Annotated in this window: 1 protein-coding gene; it reads right to left on the reverse strand. The window is 62.9% G+C overall.

Translation table 11 applies throughout. The features are described from left to right. Positions 1-104: 104 nt before the first annotated feature. Complete coding sequence (locus AB3U87_RS13900; protein WP_394149415.1) at positions 105-18,896, reverse strand: Ig-like domain-containing protein; 18,792 nt, start codon at positions 18,894-18,896, stop codon at positions 105-107. Between the last annotated feature and the right edge of the window lie 800 nt (positions 18,897-19,696).

Consider the following 19,696-nt stretch of genomic DNA (forward strand, 5'->3'; position numbering starts at 1 on the left):
TCTTTATTTTCGTTTATGCTTTTTTTGTTGTTACAAATGATAAACCCTCCTTAACGTTAACCTCCCTGCGCGAGCCATACCGCCCTCGCGCAGGGAAGGTCTTGTTATACCAGATGAACCTGAAGATTATGCTGGATCAGCACATCGCCCAGGGTGTTTGCCGCATCCAGCGCCGAGTTGTGGTAAACGTCAAATACCTGCCCGTCTACCGTACGCTGCGCAGTGGCAGCCCAGGTGCCGCCGTCGCCGTTGGCCAGCGTAACCTGATCGCCGGTTACCCCCTTGATCATCAGATCGTCGGTCTGTTTATCGGTAATATTCAGCGCCTCGTTGAGATCCAGCTTGACGCTGTTGGTGCCGCTTTGCCCTAAGTTGATGATTTCGATATGCTCCACCTTCAGCCCGAGCGTGGTGAGATCCAGCGTCATATGCTCGCCGTTGAGCACCAGCGTATCGGTACCCGCACCGCCATCAATATGCGTAAAGTTCAGCGTATTAAGCGTTACGGTATCTTCGCCGCTGCTGCCCGCGACCGACGCACCCTCTACCGTCTGACCATCCGCCAGCGCCGCGATTAACCCACCGATGCTGTAGCTGCCGTCATCGGCTACGGCGGTCGTAGCGGATGCATCCGCTGTAGCCGTAGTCTCTGTCGTGGTGGTCGCCGCCGCCGTGGTGGTGGCATCTGTCGTGGTGGTGGCATCCGCCGTACTGCTGGCCGTCGCGCTGTCTGACTCGCTGTGTGCCGCGTTCGCCGTCGCCACCTGTGCGGAAGCCGTAGCCACAGAGGCGTTGCCGGCGTCGCTGGTATCCGCAGAGGCGATAGCCGTGGCATCATCCGCCGCCATTGCCAACAGCGCCGTTGCCGCCGCCGCAGAAGAGGTGCCCGCAGCCGGCAACAGCGATCCCAGCAGCAGGGTATTGCTGGTGGTGGCGCGGTTGCCTGCCACATCTGCTGCGGTTACGGTAACGATAGAGTTCAGGCTTATAGAGGTTAACAGGCCGCCGGTGAACTTCACGCTATAGCGGCCAAGCGCATCCGTGGTGGTGGTCTGCGTTGAACCGTTCAGCGTGACGCTCAGCGTAGTGCCCTGCGGCAGGTTCAGCGTGCCGCCGGTCACGGTCAGCCCTGTTACCAGCACGCTGACCAGGCTCAGCACCGGATCGACGCCAATCGCCGGCAGGTTATGGGTAATGGCCGTAAAGGTATTACTGCCTGTGGCGGTGTTGCCTACCACATCGGACACGGTAGCCGTGACGGTATAGCTGCCGTCGGCGATGCCTTTCAGCGTGGCGGAAGGCACCGTGACGCTCCATGCGCCTGTAGAACCCACGGTTGTGGTGTAAAGGTTGCCCGCAATATTAACCGTCACCGTACTGCCGACCGCATTAACCGAGCTGCCGCTGATGGTGGCCGGCGTGTTGGCCTCGCTCAGATTGAGGTAGTGGTCGCCGCCAAACATGGTGCTGTTATTAATAGTCACGCTTGGCAGCGTATGGGTTTTCACCACCGCCGTATCAGTACCGGAACCGGTATTCCCTACCGCATTGGTTACGCTGGCGGTGACTGTCGCGTTGCCATCCGGCAGCGCGGCCAGCGTCGCGGCCGGCACCAGCACGCTCCAGGTGCCGTTCGCGCCGATGGTGGTGGTCAACGTCGAGGTGCCTACGCGCACGTTCAGGATCGAGCCTTCGGCATTGGTAGACGAACCGGTAATCGTCTGGGCGGTTTGCGCATCGACCGCGCTCAGCAGGCCATCGCCAAAGATGCTGGAGATAGTGACCGACGGCGGCGTCTGCGCAATCACAACCAGCTGTCCGGTATTGGTCGCCACGTTGCCGTAGCTGTCCGTTACCGAGGCGTTGACCGTCAGCACGCCGTTCGCCAGCGCGCTGAGATCGGCTTTCGGCACGTTCAGCGTCCAGCCGCCGCTGCTGTTAACCGGCGCCGTGTAGGTTTTACCGTTCAGCGTGACGGTCACAATGGAGCCGGCCGTAACGTTACGGGCTATACCGCTGATAGTCTGGACGGTGTTGATATCGTTGGCGCTGAGCACGCTGTCCCCAAATACCGTATTGACCGTCAGGGTTGGCGTAGTCTGGATGCCAACCCGCACGCCCGTGCTGGCGCTGGCGGTGTTGCCTACCGCATCGGTAACGGCGACGCCCACGGTAAGATTACCGTCCAGCAACGTGCTGAGCAGAGCAGGCGACACCTGGGCGCTATAGGCGCCGTTCGCACCGACCGTGGTGGTAACAATGGTGTTGCCGAGGTTGATGGTAACGGTCGATCCCGGCGCTACATTGCTGGCCGTCCCGCTGATGGTCTGCGTGACCAGCGATTCCACCAGGTTCAGCACGCCATCGCCGCCAAAGACCGGGTTTAGCGTCACGGTTGGCAGCGTATTGACGCCGACCGTCGCGCCGGCGTTAGCGGTAGTAGTGTTGCCTGCGCTGTCCGTTACGCTGACGCCCACGGTCAGGTTGCCGTCCAGCAGCCCTTTCAATAACGTCGGCGTTAGCGCCACGTTAAAGGTGCCGTCCGCTGCCGTGGCGGTCACAAATTGCGTCCCGGCTACGTTAACCACCACCCGCGATCCCGGCTCGGCATTGGTAATGGTACCGCCGATGGTCTGGCCCAGCGCCGCATCCGCCGCGTTAAGCAGGCCGTCGCCAAACAGCTGCGCGATATTGACTACCGGCGCGGTCAGCTTGGCCACCAGGTTGCCGGTGGTGGTGGCGATGTTGCCTGCCGCATCGGTCACGCTGGCGCCCACCGCCAGGGTGCCGCTGGTCAGCGTACCGAGAATGTCCGGCGTGACCGTGGCGGTAAAGGCGCCGTTCGGCCCTACCGCCGCCTGCACCGTAGAATTGCCCAGCGTCAGGTTAATGGTCGAACCGGCCGCTACGTTATTGACCGTGCCGCTGATGGTCTGGTTAACCAGCGCATCGGCGATATTCAGAATGCCGTCGCCAAAGATTGGGTTAAGCGTAATGGATGGCTGGGCGGTAAAGATGCCGATAGTGGCCGACGTTGACGAGGTGTTGCCCGCCGGATCGGTCACCGAGACACCCAGCGTCTGGTTGCCGGTGGTCAGCGCCGCCAGATCCAGCGGCGGAATAGTCACGTTCCATGCGCCGCCCGCCTGAAGCGTGGTCTGGTAGGTTTTACTGCCCAGCGTCACGGTCACCGTGGAGCCGACCGCGCCGTCAATGGTGCCGCCAACCGTCTGCGCCAGCGCCGCTTCGGCGATGTTCAGCAGGTTGTCGCCGCCAAACAGGCCGGTGATGGCACTGATGGTCGGCGCTTCCAGAATGGCGGTGACGGTTTCACCCACGGTGCGGGTGTTGCCTGCGCCATCGGTCAGCACAATGTTCAGCGCGGTGTCGCCATCGCTTAACAAACCAAGCAGGCTTGGCGGTACGACCAACGCGAAGCGTCCATCCTGACCGACATCCGCCGTCAGCGTGGTACCGCCCAGCGTCAGCGATACGGTCGCGCCAATCCCGGCGGAGCTGGCCAGACCGGTAATGGTTTGCGCTACCGTGGTGTCGACCGCGTTCAGGAAGCCGTCGCCGAAGACGGAATCCACCACCAGATTCAGCGCCGCGTTGACCACTTTATTTACCGTCAGCGTGGCGTCGGTGGCGTTGCCCGCGGCGTCGTTAACCCGCAGGCCGAACACCAGCGTGCCGTCGGTGAGGCTGCCCAACACCTCCGGCGTCAGATCAAGGCTGAAGGTGCCGTCGGCATTGACCAGCGCCGTGGCGATTGGCGCGCCGTCACCCAGATAGAGGCCGATAGTCTGGCCTTCGGCACCGCTAGCTGTTCCCGTCACTACCTGAGTGGTCAGGATATCCGCAGCGTTCAATACGTTATCGCCTACCAGCGCGTCCACCGCAATCAGCGGCGCGCCGGTGTCTACGGTAAAGTCGCGCGTAATGGTGCCGGTGTTGCCCGCCGCATCGGTCAGCGTGGCGGTCAGAGTTTGGCCCGCCTGGCCCAGCGCCTGCAAATCACCTGACGGCAGCGTGGCAGACCAGCTGCCGTCCGCCTGAACGATGGCCGTATAGGTCTTGTCATTCAGCGTGAGGGTTACCGCTCTGCCCGCCTCACTGGCGGACGCCGTCCCGCTAATTATCTGGGTAACCGCCGCTTCCGCGCCGTTCAGCACGTCGTCGCCGGCAAAGGCGTTGATGGTGACGACAGGCACGGAGCGATCCACCAGCACCTGGCTGCTTGCCTCCAGCGTAGTGTTCTGATCGGTGGTCAGCGTCGCGGTTACGGTGGCGATGCCGTCGGCGATATTCGCCGCCGTGTTCGGCACGGTGAGCGTCCAGGTGCCGTCGACGCTATTGACCACGGCCGTTCCGGCCTGCGCCACGCCATTGATGCTGACCGCTACGGTTCCCGTCACCGCGCCGCCGTCAACAGGCAGATTAGCGAATGTTCCGCTCAGCGTCAGCGTCGCGCCGTCCGTGCTGTTGATGATGTTGTCGTCGGAAACCGGCGCCAGCGTCAGCAGCGGCGTTGGAGGCGGCGTCAGGTCGACCGTGACCGCAGCGGTCGCGGTGCCCGTATTGCCTGCGACATCCACGACCGAAGCGTTGATGGTGCCGGTATCGCCGGTCGTGCCCAGCTGCGCCAGCGCTTCCGGCGTCAGGTTAACCGACCAGCTACCGTCTGCGGCTACTACGCCGCTCACGGTCGCCGTGCCGATGGTGACCGTCACCACCTGGCCTTCGCCCGCGCCGGTCGTGGTGCCGCTCAGCGTCTGGGTGGTCAGGCTTTCCAGATAGTCCAGCGCCCCATCGCCGGTGAATGGCGTGATGGCGATGGTTGGCACGGACGTGTCGACGGTAAAGCTGCCCGTCGCCGTCGCCGTGTTACCACCGATATCTGCCGCCACCACGGTATAGTTTTGCAGCCCCTGATCCAGCGCGCCCAGCTGCGCCGTGGAGAGCGGCAGCGTCCAGTTGCCGTCTGCATCTACCGTCGCGTCGTAGTTAACGCCGCCCAGCGTGACCGTAACGGCCTGGCCCGCGCCTGCCAGCCCGGTAGTGCCGGTAAGCGCCACGCCCGCAGCCACGTCGGCCGCGTTAAGCCAGGTATCATCAAAAGGCACATCCAGCGTCGGCGTTGGTGCGGTCAGCGCGGCGGTGAAGCCGAGCGAACTGGTATTGATATTGCCCGCCGCGTCAATCACGGTAACATCTACGGTGTGCGCGCCGTCAGCCAACGCGCTCAGCGCCCCGGCTGGTAGCGCCACCGCCCAGTTGCCGTTGGCGTCCACGCTGCCGGTATAAGTAATACCAGCTACATCGATTTGCAGCTGCACGCCCTGATTCGCTCCGGTGACGCCCGTGGTGCCCGCCAGAGTGATAGCCGTTCCCGCCTCGGCAATATTCAGGATATCGTCGGTAAACAGCGGTGAACCGATGGTCGGCTGCGGCAGCGCCAGCAGCGCGTCAAAATCAAGCGTGGCCGTGCTGGCATTGCCTGCGGTATCGGTCGCGGTGACCGCAAAAGTATGGGTGCCGCTGCCCAGCGCGGTCAGCTGTGCCGAAGTCAGATCGAGCGTCCAGTTGCCGTTGGCGTTGACCGTCGCCGTTAGCGGCGCACCGTCGTCGATAGCAACAGTGACCGTCTGCCCCGCCGCGACCAGCCCGGTGTTACCGCTCAGCGTCTGCGTGGTGGCAGCTTCAGCCACGTTGAGCAGGCCATCGGTAAATGGCAGATCGATGGTGACCGCCGGCAGCGCGTTAACGGCGACCAGTGCCGAATCGCCGGCCGTCCCGACGTTGCCCACGGCATCCGTGACCGTCACCGTAATCGGCAGCGTGCCGTCCGGCAGCGCAGAGAGCACGCCAGCCTCCAGAGGCAGCGTCCAGTCACCCGTAGCCGGATCGACGTTCGCCTGGTAAGCGGTGCCGTTGATATCCACGCTAACGGTTTGCGCACCGGTAATGCCGGTGGTGCCCGCCAGCGTCTGGCCCGCTGCCGCCTCGGCGGCGTTTAATATGCCATCGACGAAAGGCTGGGTCAGCGTCGGCGTCGGCAGACCGGTAACGATAGCGGTATAGGCCAGCGAATCGGTGCTGCTGTTGCCCGCCACATCGGCAACCGTCACGTTAATGGTGTGCTCGCCGTTGCCCAGCGTGGCCGCCAGCGCAGGCGTCAGCGTGGCCGTCCAGTTGCCGTTGTCGTCGACCGTAGTGGCAATGGCGTTGCCGTCGATATTCAGCGTAACCGTCTGGCCCGCGCCGGTAATGCCGGTGGTGCCGTTAATTACCTGATCGACGCCCGCTTCGCCAGCGTTCAGCAGGCCGTCAATAAACGGCGTATTGATCGCGGCCGTCGGCAGCGTCGTGACCAGCACCTCGATGCTGGCTTCGGCCGTCGCCGGGTTGCCCGCCGCATCCGCGCTGGCGACCGTCAGCTGATAGAGCCCGTCGGTCAGGGCGGCAAGCGTGCCTGCCGGCACGGCGGCGCTCCATGTGCCGTCCGCATTGACCGCGCCGGTAAAGGTTTGATCGCCAAGCGTAACCGTTACCGCCGTGCCGACGGCAAGGTTGGTCGCCGTGCCGGTCAGCGTCTGTTCTGCCGCCGCTTCGGTCGCGTTGACCAGACCATCGACGAACGGCGTATTCAGCGTCAGCGCCGGCAGCGCATTGACCGCCACGGTCAGGTTGGTGACGCTGGTAGCGACGTTGCCGCTGGCGTCGGTTACCGCCACGCTGAGCGGAGTGGTGCCGTCGCCCAGCGCCGTCAGATCGCCACTGGCGATAGTCAGGCTCCAGTTGCCGTCCGCATCTGCCGTGGTCGCGTACACCTTGTCGTTAAGGGTGACGCTCACCGGCAGACCCGCATCGGTGGTGCCGCTGACGACCAGACCGGCCGCCGCTTCCGCCGCGTTCAGCACGTTATCCACGCCCGCGCTTAACGCCACGTTCAGCACCGGCGCGGTGGTATCAACGGTAAAGTTATCCGCTGTCGTCGCCACGTTGCCCGCCACGTCGCTGCCGCTGGCGGTCAGCGTATTGGCGCCCGGCGTCAGCGCCTGTACCGCAGCAGCCGGCACAGTAGCGCTCCAGTTGCCGTCGGCGTCAACGGTGCCGGTATAGGTCGCGCCGTTCAGCGTTACCGTCACGGTGCCGCCTTCCGGGATGCGCTGGCTGGAGCCGGTGATCAGCACATCGCTCTGCGCTTCCTGATTATTGACCACATCGTCGCTGGTGACCGGATCGATTGAGATAGTCGGCAGGCTGGCGGCCTGGGCGACCACGGTAAACTCCGCAAAATTGCTGCCCGTGTTGCCCGCCACATCGGCGACCGTGGCGGTCAGCGTTTGCGCGCCGTCGGTCAGCGCGGCAAGATCCGCCGCCGGAACCGTCGCGGACCAGCTGCCGTCCGCCTGCACCAGCGCCGTATAGGCGACGCCGTTAAGCGTGACGGTCACGGTCTGCCCTGCCGTCACGTTGGTGGTGGTGCCGGTAACGGCCAGATCCGCGCCCGCTTCGCTCTGATTAAGGTAGTTATCGCCGCTGATGGCATCCAGCGCCACGGTCGGCTGGCTTGCCAGGCTGGCATCAACCACGACCGTCAGCGCCTGAGTGGACACGTTGCCCGCCGCATCGGTCAGGCTGACGCTCACTGGATAAGTCCCGTCCGCAATGCCCTGAGTGACGCTGGCGGGCAGATTGACCGTCCAGTTGCCGTCGTCCTGCACCGACTGTTGATAGTCGACGCCGTTGAAGGTGACGGTCACCAGCTGGCCCGCTTCGCTGGCTGAAGCAGTGCCCGTAATGGTTACCGGCCCTACGCTTTCCGCCGCGTTGATAATGTTATCGCCCGCGACCGGATTGACCGTCAGCGTTGGCGCAGTCAAATCAACGCTAACAGAAGTCGTCGCGGTGCCCGTATTGCCGATGGCATCCGTGGCGGTCACGGTGATGCCCTGAACGCCTTCGCCCAGCGCCTGTAGCGTGGCGGCGCTGACCGGCAGCGTCCAGTTGCCGGCGTTATCCACCGTGGCGGTGTAGTCCGTTCCGGCAATATTGACCGTTACGGTCTGGCCTGCGCCGGTCGCGCCGGTCGTGCCGCTCAGCGTCTGATCGCTCTGCGACTCGGTAACGTTGATGTAGCTGTCGATAAATGGCGTATCCAGCGTTGGCTGTAGCGCCACGGTCGACAGCGTGATATCGGCAGCGGTTGAAGCCGTGTTGCCCGCCGCGTCGCTAAGGGAAACGGTAACAGGATAAGTGCCGTTCGGCGACGCCTGAAGCAGACCGGCCGGCAGCGCAAGGCTCCAGCTGCCGTCCGCCGCGATGGCGGTGGTGTAAGTCTGGCCGTTCAGCGAAACCGTGACCAGCTGACCTTCTTCCGCGCCGGTGCTGCCGCCGCTGACGGTGATATCCGCCGCTGCTTCGCTACCGTTGACCACGCCGTCGCCCGCCACCGGATTAAGCGTCAGGGTCGGCGCGACGGTATCCACGGTGACCGGTACCGCCACCGTGCTGGCGTTGCCGGCCGCATCGGCTACGGTAACCTGTAGCGCGTTTGCGCCCTGCGGCAACGCCTGAAGTTCAGCGGTCGGGATAGTGACGCTCCAGTTGCCGTTCGCGTCTACAGTGCCGGTATAGGTGGTATCGCCCACCGCCACGGCAACGGTTTGCCCGTCGCCCGTTACGCCAGTAGAACCGGTCAGCGTCTGATCCGTCGCCGCCTGTGCGCCGTTCAGCACGCCGCCGTTAAATGGCGTATCCGCCGCGACCGCAGGCAAATCGTTGACCTGCACGTTCAGCGTAGCGGTGCCGGTTGCCGTAGCACCGCTGGCATCGGTCGCGGTGACGGTCAGCGTGTTAGCACCGTCCGCCAGGCCAGCCAGCGAGGCGGCCGGGATCACGGCGTTCCAGGTGCCGCCGGTGCCGACCACGCCGGTAAACGTTTGTCCGTTAAAGGTGACGGTCACCGGCGCGCCCTGCGCCAGGCCGGTGGTGGTGCCGGTAACAATCAGCGCATCCTGGGCTTCCGCAGCGTTCAGGTAGCCGTCGGTGCTGAGCGGATCGAGGCTGATGCCCGCCGCCGTGCTGTCCACGGTTACATCATGACTGACGGTGATCGGATTGCCCGCCGCGTCGCTGACCGCCACGCTGAAGGTCGCCGTGCCGTCAGCCAGCGTCGCCAGCGCGGAAGAAGGGATCGCCACGCGCCATGCACCGCTGGCCAGCACGCGCGTGGTGTAAGCCACGCCGTTAAGCGTGGCGGTCAGCTGCTGCCCAGCCTCGACGTTAGTGGTCGTACCGCTGAGATATTGCGTAGTCTGCTGTTCGGCGCCGTTAAGCGTATCGTTGCCGGTGAAAGGATCGACAGAAAGGGTTGGCAGCGCGGCCGCGCTGGCTTTAACCGCCAGCGGGCTGTCGGCGGTTGCGCTGTTGCCTGCCGGATCGGTCACGGTAGTGGTGATCACATAGCTGCCGTCCGCCAGCGCGGCCAGATCGGCTGCCGGCACCGTTACCGTCCACTGGCCATCCGTGCCCACCGTAGTGGTGTAGTCGATGCCGTTCAGCGTCATCACGATAGCGGCATTAGCTTCACCTGTGCCGCTAACAGGCAGATCGCTGCCCTGTTCCGCCGCGTTAAGAATGTTGTCGCCAGCGATAGCGTTAACCGCAACCGCAGGCGGCAGCGTGTCCACGCTCAAGGTCAGCGGAGCAGTCGTCGAGTTGCCCGCCGCATCGCTGACGGCAACGGTCGCCAGGGTATCGCCCTGCGGCAGCGCCTGTAGCACTTCCGGCGACAGAACGATGCGCCAGTTGCCGTCGCCGTCAACGGTGCCGGCATAGGTGCTGCCGTTAATAGCGATGCTGACGTTCTGACCGTCGCCCGTGAGGCCGGTCGTACCGGTCAGCGTTTGCGCCGTTCCCGCCTCGCCCGCATTCAGCGCGCCGTCGGTAAACGGCGTCTCGATAGCCAGCGTCGGCAGCGTGGTCGCCACGTTCAGCGTCGCCTCGTTGGTCACGGCGTTGCCGTCCACGTCAGGCACGCTGGCGCTGACGGTCACCGGGCCTTCAGCCAGCGCCGCCAGATCCGCCGCCGGTACCGTCAGGCTCCACGTACCGCCCGTCGTTACCGTAGTGGTGTAGTCAATGCCGTTCAGGGTTACCGTCACGGTATTGCCTTCCGGCACGTTAGAAACCGCACCGCTCACGGTCAGATCGCCCTGCGCCTCCGTGGCGTTCAGGTAGCCGTCATCGCTAAGCGGGTTAATGGCTACCGAGCTGATATCAGTATTAACATCGAAGCTGCCGCCTGCCGTAACCCCATTGCCCGCCGCATCGCCCACGGAAACGCTATAGGTCTGCGTGCCCGCTGGCAGCGCTGCCAGTACCGCAGCAGGAATAGTGACGCTCCACGCGCCGCTGTCCTGCACCAGACCGCTGTAAACCGAGCCGTTCAGCGTCACCGTCACCACCTGGCCCGCCTGGACGTTAGTGGTGGTGCCGCTGATTGTCTGGCTGACCTGCTGCTCTGCGCCGTCCAGAATGTTGTTGCCCGCAAAATTGTCCAGCGTCAGCGTTGGCAGCGTAGCGGCATCGGCCACTACCGTCAGCGTGCTCTCCTGAGTCGTCACGTTGCCTGCCGCGTCGGCGGTCGCTACGGTCAGCGTGTAGTCGCCGTTGGCCAGCCCGGCCAGATCCGCAGCCGGAATAGCCAGCGACCACTGGCCGTTAGCGCCTGCCGTGGCGGTGTAGTCCGTGCCCTCCAGCGTGACGGTAACGGTTGAACCGTTCTCTGCCGTGCCGCTAACGGTCAGCGGCTGCGCCTGCTCTTCGGCGTTCAGGATACCGTCGCCGCTCAGCGGATTAACCGTCAGCACAGGCGTGCTGACATCCACAACCAGCGCGCTGGTTTGCGTGACGGCGTTGCCCGCCGGATCCGTCGCGGTGACGGTGACCGGATAGCTACCGCCGGTTAAAGCAATGGTTGCCGTCGCGGGAACCGTAACCGTCCAGTTGCCGTCGCCGTCTACGGTGGCGGTATAGACGCTGCCGTTCAGTGCCACGCGCACGCTGTCGCCCGCTTCGCCGGTGCCGGTAATAGCCAGCGGCTGACCCTGTTCGGCGGCGTTCAGGAAGTTGTCTTCAGCGATAGCCGCGACGGTCAGAACTGGCGCAGCGGTATCTATGGTAATGGCGTGAGGCAGCGACAGGCTGCCGCCGCTGGCAGGCGAGGCGGTGACGGTCAGGGTGTAATCACCGTCCGCTACGCCCGCCAGCGCCGCGGCCGGGATCGCCGCGCTCCACAGGCCGTTTGCGCCCACGGTCGCCGGATAATCCGTGCCGTTAAAGCTTACGACTACCGTGCTGGTGTCATCAGGCACGCTGCCGGTCACGGTAAAGCCCTGGGCGGCTTCGGCGGCGTTGATTAAATCATCGCCGGAAACGGCATTGATAATCAGGGTCACGTCTACCGCCGTATCCAGCGTCAGCGTGGTGTCCTGGCTCGCGACGTTGCCCGCAGGCGAGGTCGCCGTTACGGTCAGCGTATTAGCGCCTTCCGTGAGGTTAGCCAGCGTGCTGGCCGGTACGCTAATCGTCCACTGTCCGCCAGTGCCGACGGTAGTGGTATAGGTAGCGCCGCCCAGCGTAACGGAGATAGTGTCGCCTTCGCTGCCGCTGCCGGTAATATTCTGCGCCTGGCCCTGCTCGACCTGGTCAATGGTGTTGTCGCCGGTGACCGGATCTACCGTAAAGGCTGGCGTCGCGGTATCCACGGAAAGACCCAGGTTTTGCGTAGCGGTATTGCCAAAGGCATCGCTGGTGCTGACCTGGAGCGCATAAGGGCCGTCGGCCAGCGCCGCCAGATCGGTCGCCGGAACGGTTACGCTCCAGCTGCCGTCCGTATTGACCGTGGTGGTATAGGTTACGCCGTTCAGCGTAACGGTAACGTCATTGTCAGCCGTGCCCGTGCCGCTGATAGCCAGCGCTGCGCCCTGCTCGTCGGCGTTAATAATGTTATCGCCGCCTGCGACCGGATCCAGCGTCAGCGTTGGCAGCGCGGTGGCCACGGTGATAACTGGCGCTGGCGTAATGGCGGAAACGTTGCCCGCCACGTCGGTGACCGTCACCGTCACGGCAGACTGTCCCTGCGGCAGCGCCTGAAGCACCGCTGGCGCCAGATCCAGCGTCCAGACGCCGGAGCTGTTAACGGTGGCGGCATAATCGGTGCCGCCGATGTTGACCGTTACGGTCTGACCAACGCCTTCCTGCCCCGTGGTGCCGGTCAGCGTCTGCGTGACGCCCGCTTCCTGGCCGGTCAGGGTGCCGTCAATAAACGGCGTTTGCAGCGTGGGATCCGGCACGCGATCAACGTATACGTTCAGCGTGTTTTCACTGGTCACGGTATTGCCGTTTTGTGCGATAACGCTGGCCGTCGCGGTTTGCGGCCCTTCTGCCAGCGCCTGCAAATCTGCTGCCGGGATAGTCGCCGTCCAGCTGCCGTTTGCCGCTACGGTGCCGGTGTAGGTTTGGCCGCCGAGCGTAAAGGTGACCGTGCTGCCAGCCGCCACGTTCGCCGTAGAGCCGGTAACGGTCAGATCCGTCTGCGCCTCAAGCGCGTTCAGATAGCCGTCGCCGCTGAGCGGATCGAACGCCACGCTGCTGAGCGTACTGTCGACGGTAAAGGTTTTGGCAACGGTGCTGCTGTTGCCTGCCAGATCGGCCACGGTGACGCTGAGCGTCTGCGTGCCGTTGGCCAGCGCGCTCAGATCGGCGGACGGGATCGCCACCTGCCAGCCGCCGCCGGTTTGCACCGTGGTCACATAATCGGCACCGTTAAGCGTTACGGTGACCGTTTGCCCCACTTCCGCATTGGTTACCGTCCCGCTGAGCAGCTGGTCGGTCTGCTGTTCCGCGCCGTCGATAATATTGTTAGCGGTCAGATCGTTAACGGCAATAACCGGCGCGCTGGTATCCACCACCAGCGGCGTGCTGGCGGTGGTCACGTTACCGGCCGCATCGCTGGCGGTAACGGCAAGCGTATAGTTACCTTCCGCCAGCGTATTTACCGCCGTGTTGGGCACGGTCAGCGTCCACTGACCGTTAGCGCCAACAATAGTGTTGTAAACGGTGCCGTTCAGCTCGACGGCGATAGTGTTGCCGGTTTCGCCCGTACCGCTGACCACCAGCGGCTGGCTGGTGTCGGCAGCGTTAAGATAGCCATCGCCAGAGACGGGGTTCACCGTCAACGCTGGCGGCGTCAGATCCACATCCAGCGTGCGGGTCAGCGCAGAGACGTTGCCTGCCGCATCAACCACACTGACCGAAACAGGATAGCTGCCGTCGGTTAACGCCAGCAGCGCCGCCGCCGGCAGCTCAATGCTCCAGCTGCCGGTGCCGGTCACCGTCGCGGTATAGGTGGTGGTGTTCAGCACCAGCGTGACCACGTTGCCCGGCTCGCCGTCGCCCGTTACCGTCAGCGCCTGGCCCTGCTCCGCCAGGCTCAGGCGGTTATCTTCCGCCAGCGCATTCAGCGTCAGCGTCGGCGTTGAGGTATCTACGGTAAAGGTATTGGTCAGTGAAGAAGTATTGCCAGCCGGATCGGTGGCGGTCACGGTCAGCGTGTTATCGCCCTGCGGCAGGCCTTGCAGCACCGCATTGGGCAGCGTGACCGACCAGTTGCCGTCCGCATCCACGTTTGCCGTATAGGTGATGCCGTTCAGCAGCAGGCTAACGGCCTGGCCGCTGCCGGTAATGCCGGTCGAGCCGGAAAGGGACTGGTCGCTGAGCGCCTCCGTGCCGTTCAGCGCACCATCGATAAACGGCTCGTTCAGCGTCACGGTAAAGTCTGGATTAATAGCGGAATCCAGGCTCTGCGTGGTAGCGATCTGGTTGCCGTTAACGTCGGTCGCCGTCGCGGTGATCGTCTGGTTGCCGTTAGGCAGGCCGCTCAGCGCGCTGGCCGGAACGGTCACGCTCCAGCTGCCGTCATTATTGGCGGTGGTTTCATAATCCGCATTGTTAAAGCGCACCAGGATGCGCGCACCAAAGGCGACAAAGCGGGTGCTGCCGTGGATCACCAGCGGGTTTTGCGCTTCAACGGTGTTGATAGCGTTATCATCGCTGATGACGCCAATAGCAATTGAGCTAAAGGTATTATCGATGGTATAGCCGCTGGTCGCCGTGGCCGGATTGCCCGCGACGTCGGCTACATCAACGGTAAAGGTTTGCGTGCCGTTGGCCAGTCCGTAATAGGCCGTAGCCGGCACCAGCACGCTGTAGCTGCCGTCCGCCTGTACGGTACCCGTATACTGCGCGCCGTTCATGGTCAGCGTAACGATCTGGCCTGCCTGAACGTTGGTCGTGGTGCCGGTAACCAGCTGATTGAGATCCTGCTCCGCGCCGTCCAGCACGCCGTCGCCCGTGAAGGCGTCTACGGCGATTGTTGGCTGCGCGCCCGCGCCCGCCACTACCGTCAGCGGTTGCAGGCTTGACGTAGCGTTGCCCGCGCTGTCCGTGGCCTGCACGCTCACCGCATAGGTGCCGTCCGTCAGCGCATTGACGTCGCCAGCAGGCACGCTGACGCTCCAGTTGCCGTTGGCGTCGGACACGGCGTTATAGGTAACGTTATTAAGCGTAACGACAATCGCCGATCCCGCATCGGCCGTGCCCGCTACGCTGAGCGCGGCGTCGTGTTCCGCCGCGTTCAGATAGCCGTCGCCGGAAACCGGTGCAATGGTCAACGCAGGCGTCGCGGTATCCAGGGTTACCGGCGTCAATGAGGTGGTCTGGTTACCACCCGCGTCCGTAGCGGTCACGGTAATATCATATTTACCGTCCGGCAGCGACTGTAGCGCGGAAGGCGAAATCGCCAGGCTCCAGTTGCCGTCCGCATCCGCGCCGGTCAAATAAGTGACGCCCGCCAGCACTATGCTGAGCGTGCTGCCCGCTTCCGCCGTGCCGCTCACGGTCAGCGGCTGGTTCTGCGCCTGCGCGTTAATCACGCCGTTATCGCCCGGAATGGCGACGTCCAACGCTGGCGCGGCGGTATCGACCACGATCGGCGTGGTTGAGCTGGCCGTATTGCCCAGCGAATCCGTAACGGTAACGACAATATCTGCGGTGCCGTCCTGTAGCGAGGCCAACGCCGGCGGCAGCAGCGCCACGCTCCAGCTGCCGGTAAGGGTATCGACGGTAGCGGGATAACTTACGCCGTCAACGGTTACCGTTACCGCCTGATCCGGGAAGTTGACGCCGGTATTGCCCGTCAGCGTTTGCGCCGCCGTGCTTTCAGCCGCGTTCAGTACGCCGTCGCCAAACGGCGAGTTAAGGATAATTTCTGTCGGGAACGACGTACGCACGTTCACGTCGCTGGTGCCGGCGATCGGATTGCTGTTGGCGTCCGTACCCGTCACGGTAACGGCATAGCTGCCGTTGGCAATGCCGGTCAACGCGGCAGCAGGCACGGTTACCGTCCAGCTGCCGTCCGGATTAACCGTAGAGGCGTAATCCACGCCGTTAAAGGTAACTGTCAACGGCGTGGCGGCGGCAAGGCCAGTGCTGCTGCCGCTGATAACCAGATCCGCCTGCGCTTCTGTCGCATTAATAGCGTTATCGCCGCTGACCGGCGCAATAGCCAGCGCGGCCACGGTGTTATCGACGGCCACCGCAAAACTGCCGGTGGCGTTGCCGGTATTGCCCGCCGCGTCGCTGACGCTAACGGTATAGTTTTGCGTGCCGTTCGCCAACGCCGTTAGCGTGGCCGCAGGCAGCGTGATATTCCAGTTGCCGCCCGGCTCAATGCTGCCGGTAAAGATTGTGCCGTCCGCCAGCTGCAGGGTTACGGGGCTGCCTGGGGCGACGTTGGTAGCCGTGCCGGTCAGCACCTGATCGACCGTAACTTCTGCGCTGTTCAGCGAGCCGTCGGCGGTGAGTTCATTAACCGTCACGATCGGCGTGGTGGTTGCATAGGTTACAGTGGTATAGGTCTCGCTGGCGTTACCGGCCGCATCGGTGGTAACGACGGTGACGACGTAGGTGCCGTCAGCAATGGCGGCCTGGCTGTCCGGGCTTAACGTCGCCGTCCAGGCGCCGGTAACCGGGTCGACAGTGGCGGGCACGTCAACGCTGTCAAAACGCACCAGCACCGTGCTGCCCGGCTGGGTGGTGCCGGTAATAACCAGCGGCTGACCAACTTCGCCCGCATTCACATAGCCGTCACCGCCCAGCGGATTAACCGTCGCCGTCGGCGGCGTGGCGTCCACGGCCAGCGGAATATTTTGCGTGGTGCTGTTGCCGTAACCGTCGGTAGCGACCACGCCCAGCGTGTAATCACCATCGGCAAGCTGTTGCAGATCGGAAGCCGGAATATTCACGTTCCAGCTGCCGTCCGGGTTAACGGTGGTGTTATAGGTCACGCCGTTCAGCGTGACGGTGACGCTCTGACTGTCAGCGCTGACGCCGCTCAGGATCAGCGGCTGGGTCACATCGTCCTGGTTCAGCGTCGCATCCGGTGGCGTAACGGTAAGAGCTGGCGCGGCGGTCGCTACGTTTACCGGCGTGGTCGAGGTACTGCTGTTGCCTGCCGGATCGGTAATCACTACGGTGATATCGTTGCTGCCCTGCGGCAGGTTTTGCAGCGAGCCGGCCGGCAGCGTCACGCTCCAGCTACCGTCGTTGTTGACCGTGCCGGTATAGTCCGTGCCGCCTATTGTCGCTGTGACCGACTGGCCTGCGCCCGCCACGCCGGTATTGCCGGTCAGCGTCTGATCGGCGCCCGCTTCACTGCCGCTGATAACGCTGTCGCCGAAGGGCACATTAAGCCCGGCGTTCGGTTCGGTGGTAATAACGTTAAGCGAAGCGGCAGAGCCATTTTGTACGACGGTGCCGTCCGCCAGGGTGGCTGACGCGATAATGAGATTCTGACCCTGCGACAGCTGTTGCAGATCGGCGGCGGGGATGGTGGCGCTCCAGCTGCCGTCTGCCGCCACGGTGGCAGTATATTCGCGCCCGCCCAGCGATACCCGGATAACCGTGCCGGCAGGAAGATCGGCTGAAGAGCCGGAAACGGTGAGATCGGACTGCGCTTCGGTAATACTGAGATAGCCGTCGCCGCCCGGCGCATTAACGCTAATGCTGCCGATGCCAAAGGCTGGTACGGTGAAATCGTGCGTGGTGGTTGCCGCCGCGCCCGCCGCATCGGTAACGGTGGCGGTAATGGTCGTGGTGCCCGCCGCCAGCGCCTGTAAGGCGCCAGCCGGAACGGTCACGCTCCACGCGCCGCTGCCGTCAACGGTGGCGGTGTAGGTTTGGCCGTTCAGGGTAACGGTAACGGTCTGGCCCTGCTGCACGTTGGTGGTGGTGCCGCTGATGATCTGCGCCTGCTGCTGCTCGCCGTTGTCCAGCACGTCATCGCCCGCAAAGGCGGCGATGGTGATGGCCGGAGCGGTAGCCGGGGCGCTAACGGTGAAATCGTGCGTGGTGGTTGCCGCCGCGCCCGCCGCATCGGTAACGGTGGCGGTAATGGTCGCGGTGCCCGCCGCCAGCGCCTGCACGGCCGCAGCCGGAACGGCCACGCTCCACGCGCCGCTGCCGTCAACGGTGGCGGTGTAGGTTTGCCCGTTCAGGGTAACGGTAACGGTCTGGCCCGGCTGCACGTTGGTGGTGGTGCCGCTGATGGTCTGCGCCTGCTGCTGCTCGCCGTTATCCAGCACGTCGTCGCCCGCAAAGGCAGCGATGGTGATGGCCGGTACGGTCGCCGGGGCGTTAACGGTGAAATCGTGCGTGGTGGTTGCCGCCGCGCCCGCCGCATCGGTAACGGTGGCGGTAATGGTCGTGGTGCCCGCCGCCAGCGCCTGCACGGCCGCAGCCGGAACGGCCACGCTCCACGCGCCGCTGCCGTCAACGGTGGTGGTGTAGGTTTGGCCGTTCAGGGTAACGGTAACGGTCTGGCCCTGCTGCACGTTGGTGGTAGTGCCGCTGATGATCTGCGCCTGCTGCTGCTCGCCGTTATCCAGCACGTCGTCACCTGCAAAAGCGGCGATAGCGATGGAAGGCGTGGTCGGCGTGACCGCACCGGCCTCTACCGTAAAGATTTCAGCGGTGGTCGCCGTGGCGCCTGCATTGTTGGTCACGCTGATGGTCAGCGTATTGCTGCCTTCCGGCAACGTAGCCAGCGCGGCGGCCGGTAAGGTGATGCTCCAGCTGCCGTCTGCCCCGACCGTGGTGGTATAGGTCACGCCGTTGAGCACGACGGTAACGGTGTTGCCCGCTTCCGTGCCGCTGGTGGTGCCGTTCAGCGTCTGGTCAGAATTTTTTTCCGCCGTCGACAGGGTATTATCGCCGGTTAACGGATTGACGGTAAGGGATGGCGCTACTGTCACTGCATCATCACCGCCGCCACCGCCACCGCCGCCGCCCGCCAGTGCGGCGACGCCTGCTGCGCCAAGACCAAGCGCGCCAATACCTGCGGCGGTGATAACGCCGGTGGTAGCACCGGTATCAGCCAGCAGCAGCGGTTCCAGCGAGCCAAGCGACTCATACTGTGGCGTAATCGCTACCACCGCCTGCGCATCGGCGAATTCGTTGGTGACCGGGAAAAGTGCGTGCTCAGGCGGATTGACGCCGTCATCAAAAACCAGCTCGCTGTGATCGCCGTCAACGTCATCCAGGAAGAATTGCTGATAGCGTTTAACGCTGCCGTCACGCATGTGGACGATGAGATCGTTACCCTGGCGTTCGAACTCGGTCACCATGGCGCGGGTTCCATGAATGCGGACTACGCTGGGTTGATTCAGGAGGATGGTATTGTTGGAATTCCCTGCTGCGACCTGAGAAAGAATGCTGCCATCGTCGCGCGAAAGTATTTCCACGCTGCCATCAGTAAGCTGAGCCATAGTAACCTCGTGTACACCAGACATTGGATGTTTCGCACGTAAACATGAAGAAAACCTTCAGCTTTACGCGCAAAGTAATAGATCGCCTTACCCGAGGGCAGGCGGCTTTACCTGGTGCAACGACATTTCCGGACGGCGTAGAAATGTTAAAAACAATCTAAAAAGAGGCGCTGATACGCTATTTTTTTTAACTTTTATCTTTCTGATAGTATGAAAAACCCCGCCACTCGCCTTGATTAATATTTATCGACAGGATAAACATAATTTATAATTTGACTTAGTTTACAATTCTGGAAACTGTCAACTATCAAGTAAAATTGATGAAATAACGCATTAATAAATTGATTTAACTTAAGGAATTTTTTTAAGGAAGTGTAAAAACTGTAACAGTTTCCAGAAAATTTTCTGCTGCTGCTGCGGCTCGTTTTTTTTGACCGCGCGCAAATTTTCATATCAGCGTGCAGAAATCGGCAAAGGCAAACGGCAGGGGCAGTACAAAAAAACAGCAAGAGCGTAAAGCGGAGCTAAAGCGCGTCAAAACGTTTTTTTTACCTTTAGCCAATGATTTGAGTTAAGCGAAGATCGCACGCTATCCACCAGGAGTTATCTGTAAAATCACCTTTAGCCTCAATATTTGATTAACAGGGGCTTTTTTTCAGGTTATTTAACACAAACGCCCGCGTCGCTATGGTTTTGTCGCGATATAATATGCGCCTTGCCCGTGGCGCGTTCTTCTTTAATTTAGCGAAATGTGATAAAAAGTAGTGTTTACCGCGACAAGCTTTTAACGGAACCTATGA

Origin of the sequence: Erwinia plantamica (assembly GCF_043420595.1) — a bacterium.
In the GTDB taxonomy this organism is placed as follows: Bacteria; Pseudomonadota; Gammaproteobacteria; order Enterobacterales; family Enterobacteriaceae; genus Erwinia; species Erwinia aeris.

Excerpts from the sequence above, each read along its gene's own strand:
- AB3U87_RS13900 (WP_394149415.1), bottom strand. The coding sequence starts at position 18,896 with ATGGCTCAGCTTACTGATGGCAGCGTGGAAATACTTTCGCGCGACGAT.